Genomic DNA, 14,785 nt, shown 5'->3' on the forward strand with positions numbered 1-14,785 from the left:
ACTATTCAAATAAAATTACCAATAACAGGCCCCTTCAACTATATCTGCATTTCGGGGCTTTTCTTTATCACCCGGCCTAACCCAATAATCATTATATAAATTCATGTACGGATAAACTATATAATCCTCCCAACGGCTGCCCTTAATACCAAATATTAGTTGAGTAACACCTCCCAGGTGTATTGCCTTTTTACCCAATTGTTTTACAAATGCGGCTAATGGGAAACCATAAGCGCCGCAACCCAATATACACACATCAAAATCTTTAGATGCGATTTGATCTTTCATATAATCCAAGGCTTCAAACCAATCCTTAAACGGCGATTTCTCGCCGGCAATTGTTTGCACGGCTTTTACGGTCAGCAATTCAAAATCAGGCAGTAAACCATTATCAAAAAGTTGGTTATGATATAAGTATTGCTGCTTTATGGTGTCCTCAAACGGATGCACCACAAGCACCTTTTTATTTTTCAAGGCTAATGTCCACGGCTGTTCAGCAAAAAATGGCTCAAGATCTTCCAGTATTACTTTTTTAGTATCTACCAGTTTATCGTTAAAAAACTTCTCGCTTTTAAGCCAGGATCCTAATATATCTACTTTATCCAGGTCAGCAATCATCATTTCGCAAAATCGCTCAATCAGTTTTTGATCAGCAGGGAAAAATCCCGACCAATTGCACATCTGGTTGATAGTTGCTTTTTCCCACCACCATGGCGGAGTTTGATGGTTGATAAACCCTTTTACACTTTTATACTTTTCGGGATATTTTACACCAATATAATTGGTCATCGCTAATAATTCTGTCGACCCAAGGCGGGCAATCATTAATGGCCCATCACTATTTATGGCATCATAAATTAGTTTATTAGCATAGTTTTTTAGTGGAAACATATTCCAATTACGCCCAAAATTAGAGGGGGCTGAACTAAAAACAGAACTATATTTTTTTAATAGCTTTAGCAGTAGTTTGTCTATGGTCATGCTTTCCTAACTTAAAAATCATTTAATATTGCTACCATTAGGTAGTTTACGCAATAATTGCTCACTATCAAAATCCCCATTATCATTAGCCAAAATAAACGTATCCTCATCAGGATACTCATGCCAAAAATTTGCCGGGGATATTTTTAAACCTTTTGAAATAAGTGCGGGTTTGTAGGAGAAGGAACTTTTACTGCTCACTAATAAATCGGCCGTGGCCAAATGCAAAAACGAATCAAAAACATCAGTTTCAAGGCAGTAAACGATATCTGTAAAACCTGCAAACTCCGGAAAATCATCTTTAGTGCCTTGCGAGAAAAGGTATACCTTAACGGGTTTATCCAACTTAAGTAATTGAAGTAGTTTATTCAGCACATTTACATAATAACTATTATCCAGCCACCGGTCTTTCCAGTTAGATAACCCATCCTTTTTCATGGCTACAATATCACCCCGGCGTATATGTATGGCCACGTTAAAACACCCGGGAGCATACATTAACTTATCATCTTTACGGGCAGCGGCATTAAAAAACTTTTCGGATAGTGCTTTATAAGTTTCGTACTGCTTGTTATAACCCTGGTCCTGTTCCAGAATAAAAAATGCTTTTACATTTCGGTATGATTGTATAATATGGCCAATCATATCTAAATGCGATTGTTTTGTATCATCAAACAATGGTAAACGCACTTTTTTTATTTTCCTGTCATTAATTAAATCCCTTGCTTGTAGCTCATGTTCGCCTAAACCTAAAAAAGCTTCCCATTCATCACTCGAAAACGGGAAGTGCGCAAACTGAGTACCGTAGTATTGTGCATAATGATACCCTGCATTCCAGTTAGCTAACTGGTGCCCTATACCGGCGCCATAATTTGGCTTTTGGGCAATATAGCAATCATTATTTACGGCTGCAGCATACTTAGTTGTTGATTTACTTCCCCTGTAATTCCAATAAGATTTATATAAATAGAATTGAAACGGGGTATTCACAATCATTTTTAAAACGATCGTTTTGATCTTCCGTGTTACCTTTCCCCGCAATTGTGATGTGTTTGACATATGAAGGATTAAACTTTTGAGCCAATAAATGAATTTTTCAGATATTTCAGGTTTGCTCTGAAAGCCCCCGAAAGCAGGAACAGTACAATGAAAGAGATTAGTAAACCGGCAATTGATTTAACAACCAACTGAAACCAATTGATAGCGTAATACGGTGTATATAATAAAACAGCTACCAGGCATACACCAATTAATATTTCCAAAGTTCCACGCCATAGTAAGCTATCATCGTTTACAATTTTGGCTACTTTATTAGGGTAATAATAAAAAGTAAATGCAACTAAAGTTAGTATAGCAGCTAAGGGTAAAATATGGATATCACGGAAGGTTAATATTAAAACAGTTAATAACGCCAGTTTAGAAACCGCTACAATAATCCCGGTTAATGAAGTTGTTTTAAAATTACCGGTTGCCTGAATAAATGAATTATAGATATTAAAGCGTGTACTTAATAAAACCTGGCACCCGAATAATATGGTCAGCAAATCGCCGCCGTAAAGTTTTTCGCCTACCCAAAGCCGTACAAAATCTTTATTAACGATAACTAATACCGCTATTACTACAACCGAAATGATGGTATGGATTGATATCACTGTCCTCACTACCGATTTTTGTTTATCACGATCATTTTGCCCAAAAAGGTGAGATGCGCTCCCCATAATCCCACCCGCGATGGCATTGATCGGAAGACCGGCCATAGAAATGAGCTTGTAAGTTACATTGTACATTACAACCGCTGCCGAATTGATACAGCCACCAATGATTACCGGTTCGATATTACCCGAAACCGTATTAATTACGGTATTAAGATAAAGCGGTGCCGATTTTTTTAAAATAAACTTAGTATGCCTGAATTTCAAAATAAACCAACCAGCGCCATGCCTTCTGCGCATTTCGCCGGTAACAAAAAATATGGCCAGCAAAAAACCGATTAGCCCATTTAAAAATAAAGATATCGAGATAGAAATTATACCAAAACCATTAAACAATAACACCAGGTTAACAACAATACCCATAATTGAAGTACCCGAATTAATGATACCTGCTATAAAAACCCTTTGCCATGCATAATAAGGCGAAAACAAGGTGTTTTGATAAAGCGTTAAGGCTACACCAAGTGTGGCCAAAATAATTGAATTACGTAAAACTCTGTAATTTAACTCGCTGGTATGGATAAAATATTGAAACGTTTTAGCAAAAATGCACCCAAGTACAATCATGCATAAAACAACCATGGTGTTAATAATCAATCCCGATGAAAAAACCAATCGGAATGAAACCGGGTTTTTTCTGGCGTATGATTTAGCTAACCTTTGTGTAATAACTTGGTTGATACCGCCTTCCAGAAGGGCAAACATAGAGATCATTCCGGAAGTTGCCAGCCAGGCCCCATATAAATCAACGCCAAAATACCGCAGAAATAATGGTATAAGCACCAATCCGTTAAGTATATTAACCAATACGTAGGAGTATGTTCCAACCATATTGATTAAAACAGCAACCTTACGGCTTTCATTTTCATTTTTTATTACCCTAAAAAATTTCATATAACGTAATTAAAATGGATAAGCCTCATAGTGATTAACTATACTTTTGCTTAATTTTTCTGATGATATTAATAAAAGCATGTTTATAATATGCTGTATTTTTCGACCATGTCTTTTTACCCGAAAAAGATGATGCATGTAAACAATCACTTACTATTTTATAAGTTATCGCATACTGGTCGTCCCAATATTTGATAGCGGTTTGTTGGATAAGCAGCCTGTCGGGCGCAGCGTTTAATATCTGCTCCACACTATCTTCCGAATAATCGGTTTCAACTATACCCGGGAAAATGCCTGCATAAATACATGGCTCCGACAATAAGGTACAGCCGTTTAACGGGGCTTGCCAAAACCTGCTCGAAAAAGTTACCTCACGTTGAAAAGGGTACATCATCCCCAAAGCAAATACGGCATTCCGGCATATTTCGGGTACTTTAAAAATACCTAGCTTGCCATGCGCATTTGCCTTTAAATCGGGCATATCCCAGCCGGCTCCCCAAACATCCGCCTTCTTGTTTTTTATGATATTCAGAAATCTGTTGCTATATAAATCAGTGCCATCACTATAATAAGGTTTGCAATTGCCAATATGGATGATATTGAAGCTGGCTGACGGATTAATTGTGTGGGCCCAAAATTTTGTGATTACAGGCGCAAGGGCAACAATTACACGATTACTATATTGCGGATAAGACGCGATTATTTCATTCTTTCTATTGTCGGATGAGCAAAAAACCAGTGCTTTTTTAAAATCAAGCATATCAAAATATGGTTTATAATCGCTCCCGACGTAATCATATACATGTATAACATCATAATCATTATTTTTTGAAGAAATGTTACCCGGCGGTATCCTTAACACCACAAGTAAATCGGCATCGGCCAATGTATTTGAAAAAAAAACCCGAAAGCCTAACGATTTATAAAAAGTTATTATGTTATATAGTATACATAAATCGAAGCCATCATGGCCATAAATTAAACAGGTTTTTTTTGACATCTTTTCTATTTAACTATGTACAACAATTATTAAATCTTACTATTTATTCAATGCAACAAAGCGCTCGGCCAAATCAAGCGCCTCGCCTATAACGTGATGCATATCCATGTATCTGTAGGTAGCCAGTCTGCCCAAAAACGATACATTTTTTAGCGCATCCTTTTCTTCTTCATATTTGTTAAGAATAGTAATGTCGCCTGCCAGGCGTTTAGGGTAGTAAGGCACATCATCGGGCCCGGTCTCCTTGCTATATTCTTTAAAATAAACCGTCTTTTCATGCGTCTCCCAGGGTGTAAAGTGTTTATGTTCACAAATCCTGGTATATGGAATATCTTCATCACAATAATTAATTTGTGATGCACCCTGAAAATCGCCATCGGCTTCAAAACGCTCAAAAGAAACAGTTCTGTAACTCAGTCTTCCATGCTTATAATTAAAAAAAGCATCAATAGGCCCGGTGTAAAATATATGATCAAAGCCGGATATGTCATAGTCTTGCGTAAACATAACATTCAGCTCTACCTTTATACGGTCGCTATCCAGCATGTTTTTTATTATGCTGGTATAACCATGCTCGGGGATACCAAAAAAATTACTGTGGTAATAGCTATCGTTATAATTAAACCTTACAGGTAATCTTTTTAAAATTGAAGCCGGCAATTCTGTAGGCTCAATACCCCATTGCTTTTTAGTATACCCGTACATAAATGCCATATACAAGTCTCGTCCTATCATTTTCAGGGCTTGCTCCTCAAAGTTTGCAGGTTCAGCTATATCCATCCCTAACGATGCTATAAGCTCCTTTGCTTCATCAGGACTAACGTTAGTATTAAAAAACTGGTTAATAGTATGCAAGTTTATGGGTAACGAGTATACCTTATTTTGGTAAATGGCCTTAACCCGATGCGTATAGTTTTTGATGACACCAAACTTTTGGATATAAAGCCAAACCTTTTCATTATCTGTATTAAAAATATGCGGGCCATATTTATGCACCATAACCCCGGTTGCCTCGTCCCTTTCGGTATGGCAGTTTCCGGCTATATGATCTCGTTGATCTATTACCGTAATGTCACAATCAATACTTTTACTTAATTGCTCGGCAATAACCGCCCCTGAAAACCCGGCACCTACTATTAAATATTTTTTCATTAAACTATAAGATTGATTATAAACCAATAATAACCACGCGTTAATTGTTTAATCATTAACGCGGCAGCCAACTAACCTTCAAAACATCTCAGTTTAGACTATTCCAAATAATCTTTAATCGTATCGTGGATGTAATCGTAATGTCCTTCATCCAAACCAGGCCAAACACCTAACCAAAACGATTGATTCATGATAATATCGGTATTAGTAAGGTTGCCAACCACCCTGTGATTTACACCGGCATAGGCGGGCTGGCGCAAAAGGTTCCCGGCAAATAACAATCGGGTACCAATTTTCTTTTCTTCCAGGTGCTGTACCAGCATATGGCGGTCGGCCGCATCACCTTCACGTAAAGTCATTAAGAACCCAAACCATGATGGATCTGAATTTGGGGTAGGTTCGGGCAAAATAAATATCTCCTCAAACTCCTTCATTCTGCTGTATAATGCCTTGTAGTTTTGTCTTCTTTTCTCAACAAAACGATCAACTTTATGCAATTGGGATACACCTATAGCGGCTTGCATATCGGTAACCTTTAAATTAAACCCGATATGCGAATAGGTATACTTATGATCATAACCATAGGGTAAGGAACCTAATTGTTGCGAAAAGCGACAGCCACAGGTATTATCTTTTCCGGGCTCACAATAGCAATCGCGGCCCCAATCTCTAAAGCTTTCGGCTACTTTGGCCAATTCGGGGTTATTGATCAGTACGGCCCCGCCTTCGCCCATAGTAATATGATGCGCCGGATAGAAAGAGAAGGTTGAAATATCGCCAAAGGTACCGGTTTTTTGCCCGCGGTAGGTTGCCCCAAGCGAATCGCAATCGTCTTCAACTACCCATAAATTGTATTTTTTAGCCACACGCATTACCTCATCCAAATCAAATGGGTTCCCAAGCGAATGGGCTATCATAATAGCTTTGGTTTTTGGCGATACAGCTTCCTCGATCATATGAGCCAACACATTGTGCGTAGCTACATCAACGTCCACAAAAACGGGTATAGCACCAAATTGCACAATCGGGTTTACCGTGGTCGGAAAGCCAGCAGCTACAGTAATCACTTCATCGCCTGGTTTTATGGCCCTATCGCCAAGCTTAGGCGATGTTAAAGCGTAAAAGGCTACCAGGTTGGCCGATGAGCCTGAGTTAACCAACAATGATTTTGTTTTGCCAAAATAGGCCGCAAACTCATGTTCAAACTGGTTTGCAAAACGGCCGGCAGTCAACCATCCATCAGCTACTGATTGGATACCCATCAGCAAGTCGTCCTCCTCAATTATTTTACCGGTTACCGGTATATAATTTACTCCGGGGATACTACGTTTAAACGTTGTTAATTTAAGTTCTTCGTTATTGAGCGTTATCATAGCTAATAGATTTTTCTGAGTTAATGGTTTCTATTAATCCCTGTTCAATAGTGTATTCGGGTTTCCAACCCAATTGTTTTAATGGGTTAATATCTGCAAAGGAGTCTGTAATTTCGCCTTCGCGCGTGGGTAATACACCAAAATTTAATAATGATTTGGTGCCTGTTATTTCCGCTATTTTTGAAACATATGCTTTCACCGTAGCAGATTGTCCTGTACCAACTTCAAATTCCTTGTAACCTATTACGCCGGGCGATGTGAGTACACTTAAATAAGCATTGGCTACATCCTTTACATAAACAAAGTCGCGCTTTTGCAAACCTGCAGTAAGTAATATTTCTTCTTTGTTTTGTAATGCCTGCCTAATTATAGCCGGTACAAATTTTTGCTCACCATCGTTGCCGCCATAAACATGTTCAATCCTTAGGTTAACAATGCTTAGCTGTTGGGTGCATAAACCTGGCAAAAAGCTTTCCAACACCCTTTTTGATGATGTGTAGCTACCCAGGTATTTTAAATCGAATTGTTTTTTACCAAAAAACGTATCGGTATTTATAAACAATTTTACCTGGTGCAGGGCTCCGGCTTCAATCAATTTTATCGGAAATACAACATTTGTTTTTAAAATATCTGATAGTGTTGATTGCCGGCCATACTCTGTAGCAGTGTGTACAATTGCATCAATTTGATGATCTTTAAATAACGATGGCAAATCGGTATAACTATCATCATGTGCTACAAATGCCTTGTATTTCCCCTGCAAATGCTTAATACGCCATAAGTTAGAGCTGTGCCTCAAATATACAACAGGCGTATAACCTTTATCAATAAGCAGTTGTAATACATGGCTGCCTAAAAAGCCACTCGCACCGGTTATCAATATGGTTTTTATACCGCCCATGCTATTTCCTTCTGTAAAGCCTTATCGGTATATAGTTTAATTTGCTTAATTCTTTTTTCAAGTATATCCTGCTCGGCAAGGTCGTCTGTATAACCGCTAACGGTAAATTCAACGGTTTCGTTAAATGAAAGTGCCGGCCGCCAGTTTAATTGATTCACCGCTTTTGATATATCCAACTTTAATAAATGGGCTTCATGCGGTTTTACTGTATTCTCGGGTATTTCATAACCGCCATTGGCATCAATAGCCAGCATTTTATCTATCAGGTGCTTTACCGAATAGTTGGCCGTATCTTCGGGGCCAAAATTCCAGCCGCCGCAATACGCCCGGCCTTCGGTATACATGGTTGCCGCTAAATTAAGGTAGCCGCTTAATGGCTCCAGCACATGTTGCCATGGGCGTGTAGCATACGGGTTGCGAATGGTTAGTTTCTGGCCGGCTTTAACTGCCCTGAAGTAATCGGGGACAATCCTGTCTTTGGCCCAATCGCCTCCGCCAATTACGTTACCTGCCCTGGCCGATGCTACCAGGCATTCAGACTGGTTAAAAAACGAATGCATGTACGAGTTGGTTATCAGTTCGGCACATCCTTTTGACGCGCTGTACGGATCTTTTCCACCCATGGGGTCGTTTTCCCGATACCCCCAAACCCATTCTTTATTATCGTAACATTTATCGCTGGTTACATTAACCGCAACTTTAACAGATGGGGTTTGCCGTACCGCTTCAAAAAAATTAACTACCCCCATTAAGTTAGTTTCAAATGTACCTACCGGATCCTGATACGATAATAAAACTAAGGGTTGGGCCGCCAAATGAAAAACAATATCGGGCTGAATCTTTTTAAAATAGCTTGTTAAGGCTGCGGCGTCGCGCACATCTCCTTCGTGATGATGGATCTCATTTTGCAGGTTGCAGGTAACAAAGTTATCCTCTGCAGCGGTGGGGGCAAGTGCATAACCATATACTTCGGCCCCTAACTGTTTAAGCCATATAGCCAGCCATGAACCTTTAAAACCGGTATGGCCGGTTACTATTATTTTTTTTCCTTTATAACAATTCCAAAAGCTCATTACTTGATATATTTTACTTCAACCGGCTATATGTTTATGATGTACTTGTTTACCAGGTTTTCCACCTGGCTTTATTATGTTGCCAATCTTCTTCCAGTTCTTGCTTGTCTCGTAAAGTATCCATTGGCTTCCAAAACCCTTCGTGTTTAAACGATAACATTTGGCCATCTGCCGCTATCCGTTCCATTGGCTCGCGTTCCCATATGGTTTTATCATCTTCTATGTACGAAAAAACTTCGGGCTGGCAAACAAAAAATCCTCCGTTTATCCATGCACCATCACCCCTTGGTTTTTCAATAAATGAATCAACAAGCCCCTCGTCGCCAATATTTAATGCACCAAACCGCCCCGATGGTTGTACCGAAGTAACGGTGCAATATTTACCTGCTTTTTTATGTGTTTCAACTAATTTGGCAATATCTACATTACCTACACCATCGCCATAAGTAAGCATAAATGGCTCATTATCAATATGGGGTTGTATCCGTTTAATACGCCCGCCGGTCATCGAGTCATTTCCTGTATCTACCAGTGTAATTGTCCAGGGTTCAGCCTGCGAATCGTGTACTTTTATAGAGTTATCCTTCATATTGATGGTAACATCAGATTTATGCAGGAAATAGTTAGCAAAGTATTCTTTAATAACATATCCTTTATAGCCCAGGCAAATCACAAAATCATTAAACCCGTGCGATGAATATATTTTCATGATGTGCCATAGTATGGGCATCCCGCCAATCTCAACCATTGGCTTTGGCCGTAAAACGGTTTCTTCGGATAATCTTGTACCTAAACCCCCAGCAAGTAATACTACTTTCATTTTTTAATTTTAAGGATTAATTTCTATTTTAATGTTTTCAGACAAAGGATAAGAACAACAAAGCAGGTACTCATTATCCAACAGATCGGCCGGCCTTTTATTTAGCCCTATCATTTTTAAGGCCCCTTCTAATAATTTCCCTTTACATATCGAGCAGTTACCTGTTTGGCAGGCATACGGTAGTTCAATACCTGCATCCAGGCCTGCTTCCAATATACTTTTGCTTTTTACCACTTCTACACTGCAAGTATTACCGGCATTATTAATTTCAACCGAACGGGTAATTACCTCTTCAAACTCTTTGGGATCTTTTATCAATTCAAAGTCTTCCGAATAAATGCGGGTTGTTTCAATTCCTGAATTGCTTAATTCTTCCTTTACCGATTCTTTTAAACCAACAGGCCCGCATATGTAATGCAGCGAATCTTCAAGCCTTTCTATATGCTTCAGTACAGCAATGACCTTACCCGGTGATATCCTGCCTTCAACTACATGCGGATCAACGCTACTGATTTTTAATTTTGAATGAAAATGCCATACCGTAAAGTGGTTATACTTTTGTTTAAGCATTTCAATTTGCCCGGCAAAAATGGCGTTTTCAAAATCGCGGTTACCATAAACAAGTGTTACATGGTTAAGGTGTTGTGCAAGTAAAAACTTGGCAATAGACATTAGCGGCGTTATGCCACTACCGGCGCCCCAAAGAACGATATTTGTTTTTTCTGTAATCTTATCCCAGTCGATTAAAAAATCGCCCATGGGTGGCATTACCTCTATAACATCCCCTACGGCCACCCTATCAATAATATGATTGGATACGATACCTGACGGTACCCTTTTTATTGTTACGTTTAAAGTAGTATCAACGCCAGGTGCCGATGAAAACGAATATGGTCTGATATATCGGCGACCATTTATTCTGAAAATTAATGTTAGATACTGCCCCGGGTAATATGCTATTTTTTTTAAACCTGGTTGCTTAAAACAGAGTGTTACCGTATCGTTTGTTTCCTTCAGAATCTCAATAACTTTAAGCGTATAGAAATTCACACTAATATTATTTATATAAATTAAAAATGAATGGTATAAAGCACATTAAATTATTGCCTTTTAAAAATATTGGTAATAACGTTCCATATGCTTGTAAATAGCCCCACGCGTTTTTTGGTTTCTTCTGTATACCCATAGCCGCCTCCGTAGCCATAACCATAACCATAGCCGTAGCCATAACCATAACCGCTGCCATAACCGTATCCCTGGCCATAACCATAACCCAAAACCCCACGTGGTTTTAAACCATTAAATATGATATTCATGGAATTCATCTCCTTGTTTATATATAATTGGTTTATCATCCTTAAATAAACCTTAGGCGTATATTTATGCCTGATCATATACAAAGTAGCATCTGTATAAGGATTTAACAGCTTAGCATCAGTAACCAAACCAATAGGGGCTGTATCTATCAATATGTAATCAAAATCTGCTTTTAACTTGTCCATTAACCCCTCAAGCTTGCCGTTTAATATTAATTCGGTAGGATTTGGTGGGATAGAGCCGCAGGGTACAAGTGTTAAATTGGCGATATAAGGTACAGGGGTTAATATTTCTTCAATACTTGCCAGGCCTACAAGATAGTTAGTAATACCTGGTTCCCTTTTCATGCCAAGCATGGTACTGATTTTGGGCTTTCTTAAGTCAAATTCCATCAGTGCAACCTTTTTGCCTGTCAGTGTTAAGCTAACTGCCAAATTAATGGCCATAAAGCTTTTTCCTTCACCCGAAATTGAAGATGTACATAAAACAACTTTATGCTGATCATTAATGCCGATATAGTTAAGCGAAGTTCTTAATGAGCGGAATTGCTCGGCTATTACTGTTCGTTTCCCTTCACTAATAACCAGGGTTTTACCACTATCATCATATAAAATTTCGGCAAGTACCGGGGCACCAACCGATTTATCAATCTCGGCCCTGAAAAGTACTTCCTGATTATAGCGCTCTCTAATTAAAACAAATAAAACACCTAATGAAATGCCGGCGCCTAAACCTATTAAATATATTAGTGAATGGACAGGCTTTATTGGCCTGGTTCCGGCTTCGGCATTATCAACTACACGGCTATCAGCTACAGCCGATGCGTAAGAAAGTTGAGCTTCTTCGCGTTTTTGTAAAAGGAAGGTATAAATGCTGTTCTTAATAAACTGCTCCCGGCTTATTTCTAAAAGTGCACGCTCTTTTTGCGGAACTTTACTTAACATGCCCCCGAATTTACTCGACTCTTCTTTGATTTTACGCTGGGTTGCTAATAGGTTTTGCCTCAAATTTCTGACGTTTTCCAGTAAACTTGGCTTAATTTGATTAATCTGGCTCACTGCTGTAGCCATAGCAGGCGAATTTTCGCCCGATACCTTCTTTAGGCGGTCTAACTCTAATTCTGCACTATACAATTTTTCAAGCAACTGAAGTAATAGCGGATCGGATATGCCAAGCGTGGCCGGAACGGTGCCGGGAGAATTATCTTTTTTTACGATGTATTTTTCTATCTGGTCTAAAACAGAAAGCTGCACCTGTACTTCAGAAAGTTTTTTATCGTTATCGCCAACATTGCTTAAAAATATTTTTCCTTCTTCAGAGATATCGAAAACACCCTGTTGTGATTTGTAATTCTGAATGTCAGACTCAACTTTGGAAAGTTCAGCATGTACAATTACAAGCCGCTGCTCTATAAAAGCTAATGTTTTAGACGCTACGGTATTTTTGTCCTGTATACCGGCTTTATTATACACCTTAATTAAGGTGTTCAAAATATTTTCGGCACGCTGCGGCACCTGATCTTCCAGCGTTAATGAGATTACTGTTGATTGTTTAGAGGTTGCAGCCACTGTTAACCTTCCCAAAATCCGCTTGGCTGTAGCTTTAACTTCGCCTAAAATCAAGTACAAATTTTTAAGCGGCTTATGTGTTTGGTTAATATTGGGATTAATCCTAAAAACACCATATTTGGTTTGAACAGGTACACCTAACGGATATTTTTTACCATCCATTAAAACAACCCTTTCATCTGGCAGATAACTAAAAGGGATAACGCGCGAATCCTTGATAGCCTCGGGATTTAAAGCAATAAAGCTAACAGGGCTGGACGTATAGGCCAATGGATCAATTACCGATCCATCTTCAAACACCTGTGCATATAACCCTAAATCAGTTACTACTTGTTGCATTATAGAGCGCGATTTCAAAATCTCTATTTCATTTTCAACAATTTTTTTTGATCCAAAAACATCAAGCGCTTCTAAAACTTTAGAACCGTCAATACCTTTGTTATCATCTTTAATTAAAAGTGAAGAGCCTGCTGAATATATGGGCGCCTGATAACGCAAATACAACCACGATCCGCATAAACATAATATAATAGTTAAAGCAAAAAACGGCCAGAACGGTACGTATCTATATATAATAACACTAATTATATTTTCTGATTCAGATTGTTCAAATGAACCTGAAATATCATTTTTTTCTAAGTTTTTCATTCAAAAAAATAAATATTATTTGCGCGCAATCTGCGATACGATAACAGCTATAAGAGATAAGGAACTAATAATTATCGGCAACAATTGTGTTGTCCGATCAGATGCTCCGGCTTTAGCATTGTTAGGTTCAACAACAATAAGATCATGATCCTGGAGGTTATAGAACTCCTTATCAAAAAGTTTAGTGTCGTTTAAACTAAAACGGGTAAATGTCCGCTTCCCTCCTGTTTCTCTTACTAATAACAAAGTATTTCTTTTAGCATAGGGCGTTAAATCACCGGCCATGCCTAAGGCTTCTGGTATGGTTATATGTTCAGAAGTTAATTGTATTACGCCTGGCTTGTTAACCTCACCCAAAATGGTTATTTTGTAGCTAACAACCCTAACGCTTACTATTGGGTTAATGGCAAGTTTTTTTGTAAGTATTTCGGTTTGAATTTTACTTGCAAGCTCAGTTTTTGTTAATCCTTCTGCTTTTATAATACCAATAAGCGGGATTACAATATTACCAGCCTCATCAACAAGGGTACCATTTGTTGCCCCACTATTAGTACCTGGTGCGGCCGAGGAAAGAACAACAAGATTATTACTATTAAAAATCTTTGTTGTTTGTTCATCCAAACTTGTTATGGTGATTTGTAAAATATCATTTTTATTGATCTTAGCTTCGCTGATAGGGTTGGTTATGGTAGCTGAACTATCACGAGTTACATTTCGGAAGTAAATTAAATCTTTATTACTTACACATGAACCTAAGGCAAAGATCAAAAAAGCGCCTATGATACAATAAAAATATTTCCTTTTTCTCATATATACTGATATACTTTACAAAGTTAAAATTTTAATGATAACACGCAATTGTTTAAATAATTAAATTAAATTGAAATAAACATACGGTTTTTATCAAAAAAAGTCAATTTTTGTTATAAAATTTATATATTGTGTTAACCATTTCTTAACCTACGCCTGTCCCATAGTCCCGCCAAAATTCATCGGGAAACCGGTTGGTTCATTTTGGATTTTTATACGCCCGTTCACTGCTTCAAATTTTTCTATATTATCTTCAAGCGCAGTTAACAGCCGTTTTGCATGTTCGGGGGTTAAAATAATGCGCGATTTTACTTTGGCCTTAGGCACACCGGGCATTACCCTTATAAAATCAAGCACAAATTCGGAGTTTGAATGCGTAATAATAGCCAGGTTTGAATATATTCCTTCGGCTATTTCCTCAGAAAGTTCAATATTTATCTGATTTTCGTTCTGTTCTTCCATTAAAGGTATGTATGTTTTTCCTAAACAAATTTATAGTTTATCCTGATAATCCCCATTACCACAGATTTTTTATT

At 38.2% G+C, this 14,785-nt stretch carries 13 protein-coding genes and 1 pseudogene; all 14 read right to left on the bottom strand.

All coding sequences use genetic code 11. The features are described from left to right. Nucleotides 1-15: 15 nt before the first annotated feature. Nucleotides 16-891 (bottom strand): hypothetical protein, encoded by an 876-nt coding sequence (locus tag AC07M6_RS13825; RefSeq protein WP_494890309.1) that lies wholly within the window; start codon nucleotides 889-891, stop codon nucleotides 16-18. A 108-nt stretch (nucleotides 892-999) separates the two neighbouring features. Beyond that, nucleotides 1,000-2,040 carry an O-fucosyltransferase family protein gene (locus tag AC07M6_RS13830; RefSeq protein WP_494890311.1) on the bottom strand — a complete coding sequence of 347 codons (1,041 nt, stop codon included), beginning with the start codon at nucleotides 2,038-2,040 and terminating at the stop codon, nucleotides 1,000-1,002. Between the two features lie 8 nt (nucleotides 2,041-2,048). Further along, on the bottom strand, nucleotides 2,049-3,587 hold the full coding sequence (locus AC07M6_RS13835; protein ID WP_494890313.1) for an oligosaccharide flippase family protein: 1,539 nt from the start codon (nucleotides 3,585-3,587) through the stop codon (nucleotides 2,049-2,051). Between the two features lie 34 nt (nucleotides 3,588-3,621). Then, on the bottom strand, nucleotides 3,622-4,347 hold the full coding sequence (locus tag AC07M6_RS13840) for a hypothetical protein (RefSeq protein WP_494890315.1): 726 nt from the start codon (nucleotides 4,345-4,347) through the stop codon (nucleotides 3,622-3,624). 279 nt (nucleotides 4,348-4,626) lie between these two features. After that, nucleotides 4,627-5,739, bottom strand: a complete 1,113-nt coding sequence (glf, locus tag AC07M6_RS13845) for a UDP-galactopyranose mutase (RefSeq protein WP_494890317.1) — start codon at nucleotides 5,737-5,739, stop codon at nucleotides 4,627-4,629. Nucleotides 5,740-5,837: 98 nt separating this feature from the next. Continuing rightward, nucleotides 5,838-7,112 carry a lipopolysaccharide biosynthesis protein RfbH gene (rfbH, locus tag AC07M6_RS13850; RefSeq protein WP_494890319.1) on the bottom strand — a complete coding sequence of 425 codons (1,275 nt, stop codon included), beginning with the start codon at nucleotides 7,110-7,112 and terminating at the stop codon, nucleotides 5,838-5,840. Then, on the bottom strand, nucleotides 7,096-8,013 hold the full coding sequence (locus tag AC07M6_RS13855) for an NAD-dependent epimerase/dehydratase family protein (RefSeq protein ID WP_494890321.1): 918 nt from the start codon (nucleotides 8,011-8,013) through the stop codon (nucleotides 7,096-7,098). The genes rfbH and AC07M6_RS13855 overlap by 17 nt, the downstream gene beginning before the upstream one ends. Further along, nucleotides 8,001-9,086, bottom strand: coding sequence for a CDP-glucose 4,6-dehydratase (rfbG, locus tag AC07M6_RS13860; protein WP_494890323.1), 1,086 nt, complete (start codon nucleotides 9,084-9,086; stop codon nucleotides 8,001-8,003). The genes AC07M6_RS13855 and rfbG overlap by 13 nt, the downstream gene beginning before the upstream one ends. Nucleotides 9,087-9,135: 49 nt before the next feature. After that, entirely contained in the window at nucleotides 9,136-9,906 is a 771-nt protein-coding gene (gene rfbF / locus AC07M6_RS13865; protein ID WP_494890325.1) for a glucose-1-phosphate cytidylyltransferase, read from the bottom strand. Between the two features lie 9 nt (nucleotides 9,907-9,915). Next, nucleotides 9,916-10,665, bottom strand: a complete 750-nt coding sequence (locus tag AC07M6_RS13870; RefSeq protein WP_494890444.1) for a flavin reductase family protein — start codon at nucleotides 10,663-10,665, stop codon at nucleotides 9,916-9,918. Then, nucleotides 10,666-10,956: pseudogene (locus AC07M6_RS13875) on the bottom strand (FAD-binding oxidoreductase); the annotation flags it as partial. Between the two features lie 50 nt (nucleotides 10,957-11,006). After that, nucleotides 11,007-13,439 (bottom strand): GumC family protein, encoded by a 2,433-nt coding sequence (locus tag AC07M6_RS13880; protein ID WP_494890327.1) that lies wholly within the window; start codon nucleotides 13,437-13,439, stop codon nucleotides 11,007-11,009. Nucleotides 13,440-13,454: 15 nt separating this feature from the next. Further along, nucleotides 13,455-14,249: a polysaccharide biosynthesis/export family protein gene (locus tag AC07M6_RS13885; RefSeq protein ID WP_494890329.1), complete on the bottom strand. Its 795-nt coding sequence runs from the start codon at nucleotides 14,247-14,249 to the stop codon at nucleotides 13,455-13,457. A gap of 150 nt (nucleotides 14,250-14,399) precedes the next feature. Next, a complete protein-coding gene (locus AC07M6_RS13890; RefSeq protein WP_494890331.1) occupies nucleotides 14,400-14,711 on the bottom strand; it encodes a DUF3467 domain-containing protein in 312 nt (103 codons plus the stop codon). Nucleotides 14,712-14,785: the final 74 nt, after the last annotated feature.

It is taken from the genome of Mucilaginibacter sp. GW821-FHT07H05, assembly GCF_059418485.1.

Bases quoted from the DNA above. Each gene is read 5' to 3' on its own strand.
- AC07M6_RS13825 (WP_494890309.1), bottom strand. From the start codon at position 891: ATGTTTCCACTAAAAAACTATGCTAATAAACTAATTTATGATGCCATA.
- AC07M6_RS13830 (WP_494890311.1), bottom strand. From the start codon at position 2,040: ATGTCAAACACATCACAATTGCGGGGAAAGGTAACACGGAAGATCAAA.
- AC07M6_RS13835 (WP_494890313.1), bottom strand. From the start codon at position 3,587: ATGAAATTTTTTAGGGTAATAAAAAATGAAAATGAAAGCCGTAAGGTT.
- AC07M6_RS13840 (WP_494890315.1), bottom strand. From the start codon at position 4,347: ATGCTTGATTTTAAAAAAGCACTGGTTTTTTGCTCATCCGACAATAGA.
- glf (WP_494890317.1), bottom strand. From the start codon at position 5,739: ATGAAAAAATATTTAATAGTAGGTGCCGGGTTTTCAGGGGCGGTTATT.
- rfbH (WP_494890319.1), bottom strand. From the start codon at position 7,112: ATGATAACGCTCAATAACGAAGAACTTAAATTAACAACGTTTAAACGT.
- AC07M6_RS13855 (WP_494890321.1), bottom strand. From the start codon at position 8,013: ATGGGCGGTATAAAAACCATATTGATAACCGGTGCGAGTGGCTTTTTA.
- rfbG (WP_494890323.1), bottom strand. From the start codon at position 9,086: ATGAGCTTTTGGAATTGTTATAAAGGAAAAAAAATAATAGTAACCGGC.
- rfbF (WP_494890325.1), bottom strand. From the start codon at position 9,906: ATGAAAGTAGTATTACTTGCTGGGGGTTTAGGTACAAGATTATCCGAA.
- AC07M6_RS13870 (WP_494890444.1), bottom strand. From the start codon at position 10,665: ATGGGCGATTTTTTAATCGACTGGGATAAGATTACAGAAAAAACAAAT.
- AC07M6_RS13880 (WP_494890327.1), bottom strand. From the start codon at position 13,439: ATGAAAAACTTAGAAAAAAATGATATTTCAGGTTCATTTGAACAATCT.
- AC07M6_RS13885 (WP_494890329.1), bottom strand. From the start codon at position 14,249: ATGAGAAAAAGGAAATATTTTTATTGTATCATAGGCGCTTTTTTGATC.
- AC07M6_RS13890 (WP_494890331.1), bottom strand. From the start codon at position 14,711: ATGGAAGAACAGAACGAAAATCAGATAAATATTGAACTTTCTGAGGAA.